Annotated in this window: 2 protein-coding genes; both read left to right on the top strand. The window is 50.3% G+C overall.

Annotated features, from left to right (window positions below):
- Positions 1 to 1,632: PAS domain S-box protein (locus U9P07_09155; protein ID MEA2109571.1), on the top strand; the 1,632-nt coding region annotated here is incomplete at its 5' end.
- 13 nt (positions 1,633 to 1,645) lie between these two features.
- A complete protein-coding gene (locus U9P07_09150; GenBank protein MEA2109570.1) occupies positions 1,646 to 2,434 on the top strand; it encodes a prepilin peptidase in 789 nt (262 codons plus the stop codon).
- The last annotated feature ends 233 nt before the right edge of the window (positions 2,435 to 2,667 follow it).

The raw sequence follows: 2,667 nt of genomic DNA, 5'->3' as shown, positions 1-2,667 counted from the left end.
AATCTTAAGGATGCTATCGCTAAACTGCATCAGCTGGAGGCTGAGCAAAAAGAACAGCTGTTTTTTTTGGGAGAACTGTTGAATGCTTTGCCGAATCCGGTATTTTACAAAGATAATGAAGGGAAATTTCTTGGTTACAATCAGGCTTTTATCCGTCTGGCCGGGATTAGTGGTGACGAGCTGCTGGGTAAAACCGCCGCGGATTTTTTAAATGGCCAACTGACCAGACTGGCGGCGTCCACCGACGATCAGGCCCTTGAAGGCCGGGGATTACAGCATTATGAATGCCTTTTGTCTCTTGCCGACGGCAGTCAGCGTTATTACGCGATCATGAAAGATTTATTTAAATATCGGGATGGTTCCCCAGGGGGAGTGGTTGGCGCTTTTTATGATCTGACGGAGATTAAAAAGGCGGAAAAACGTTTAAAACGCTTATCTTCGGTGGTGGAACAAACCAGTGAAACTATTGTGGTTACCGATCTGGCTGGAAATATTGTCTACTGCAACCCGGCATTCACGCAATCAACCGGTTATAGCCAGGTTGAGGCCCTGGGGCAGAACCCCCGGGTCCTCAAAAGTGGCAGCCAGGATGAAGCCTTTTATCAAAAACTCTGGGATACTATTACCGCCGGTGATGTCTGGCACGGAGTGTTTAAAAATAAACGGAAAGATGGTACTTTTTTTGCTGAACAGGCAGCAATCTTCCCCATCAAGGATGACGGCGGTAATATCGTTAATTACGCGGCCGTTAAACGGGATATTACCAGGGAAAACCTGCTGGAAAATCAATTGCGGCTTTCCCAGCGAATGGAGGCTGTCGGCCAGCTGGCGGCCGGGGTGGCCCATGAACTGAACACCCCCATCGGCTTTGTCTCCAGCAATATGGAAAGTGTTAAAAACTATGTGGACCAGTTCAAACAGCTGATTCCCCGATACCAGGAGTTTATCGGTAAAGTGAGCGAGTTGAACCCGGATCTGCTGCCAGAGGAACTGAAAATATTGCGGCAAGTCGAGGAGGATGCTCACCTGGATTTTATCCTCGAAGACCTGGATGAGCTTTTTGGGGAAAATGCGGAAGGTTTTGAACGGATTTCGCAAATAGTGATCAAACTGCGGGAATTTTCCCGGGTGGACAGCGGGGATGAAAGCGGCCATTACAATCTGAACCGGGCCATTGAAACCACCCTGGTGGTCTCGCGCAATGAATATAAATATGTGGCCGATACGAAAACCGAGCTGGCGGAGGATTTACCCGATGTTGTCTGCGACTCCGGGGAAATCAACCAGGTGCTGCTCAATATTATTGTTAACGCCGCCCAGGCTATCAAGGAGCAGGGGCGGGAAGACAAAGGGAAAATCAGCATTGTTACTGATTATGACGATCAATGGGTGACCTGCCGCCTCAGTGATGACGGCCCGGGGATGAGTGAGGAGGTCAGGGAAAATATTTTCAATCCTTTTTTTACCACCAAGGTTGTGGGAACCGGCACCGGTCTGGGACTGTATATTTCTTACGATATCATCGTCAATAAACATGGCGGCCAGCTGCAGGTTGACAGCACTCCCGGCCAGGGGACTACATTTATTATCAAACTGCCTCGTGAAAATAAGAATATTGAGGGGGTAAGTTAATGGATCTGATTCTATGCCTTATGAGCTGAAGATATTTATTGAAGTGATGGTTTTTCTCCTGGGGCTGGCCATCGGCAGTTTTTTTAATGTCTGTATTTACCGGATTCCCCGGGAAGAGTCCGTGGTTTCGCCGCCGTCCCACTGTCCTGCCTGTGGCCGGCAGATTCTCTGGTGGCAGAATCTCCCCGTGTTCAGCTACCTTTTCCTGCGGGGCCGCTGTTATTTCTGTAAAGCGACTATTTCACCGCGCTATATGCTGGTGGAATTGCTCACCGGGATTTTGTTCCTGGCTGTGTACTTTCACAGCGGTTGGCAGCCGGTCACGATTTGCTGGCTGATTTTTGTCAGTCTGTTGATCCCCATCACTTTTATTGATCTTGACCACCAGATTATTCCTGATCGTTTCAGCCTCAGCGGTATTGTCTTGGGTTTTTTGTGCAGTCTGGCCGGGCTGACCATCCCCTGGGTGGAGTCGGTCCTGGGAATTATTGTGGGTGGTGGTGTTCTCTGGTTGATTGCCGAAAGCTATTACCGGCTTACCGGGCGGGATGGCATGGGCGGTGGTGATGTCAAGCTGCTGGCCATGATCGGCGCTTTTCTGGGGGTTAAATCCCTGCTGCTGATCATCCTGGTCAGCTCACTGGTCGGTTCGGTGGTTGGGGTGCTGCTGATGGTGATCAATAAAAAAGACAGCCAGTTTGCCATTCCCTTCGGGCCTTTCCTGGCCTTCGGAGCCCTGATCTATCTTTTCTGGGGACCGCCATTAATCAGCTGGTATCTGGGCTTGATGGCCGGAGGTTGAGAATATCACGGGTGTCCCCTTCGTTGACTTATTGTTAAAATACCCGGACAATAGCGATTTTGAACATGATCTAAAGCGGGCTATGCCCGCAACCCAAATTAAGGTATCAGGATGTTCCGGCATGGCTCTCGCTCATTCTCGCCGGCCGTCCATGGCCGGCTTCCGAGGCGTCCGCCGCGAATCACCTCGTGTGATTCGTTCGGCGGCCAATACCGCTATGAGCCAAGCCCGAA

It is taken from the genome of Pseudomonadota bacterium (assembly GCA_034660915.1).
Classification (GTDB): Bacteria; Desulfobacterota; Anaeroferrophillalia; order Anaeroferrophillales; family Anaeroferrophillaceae; genus DQWO01.
This window is presented reverse-complemented; position numbering and strand designations above follow the sequence as displayed.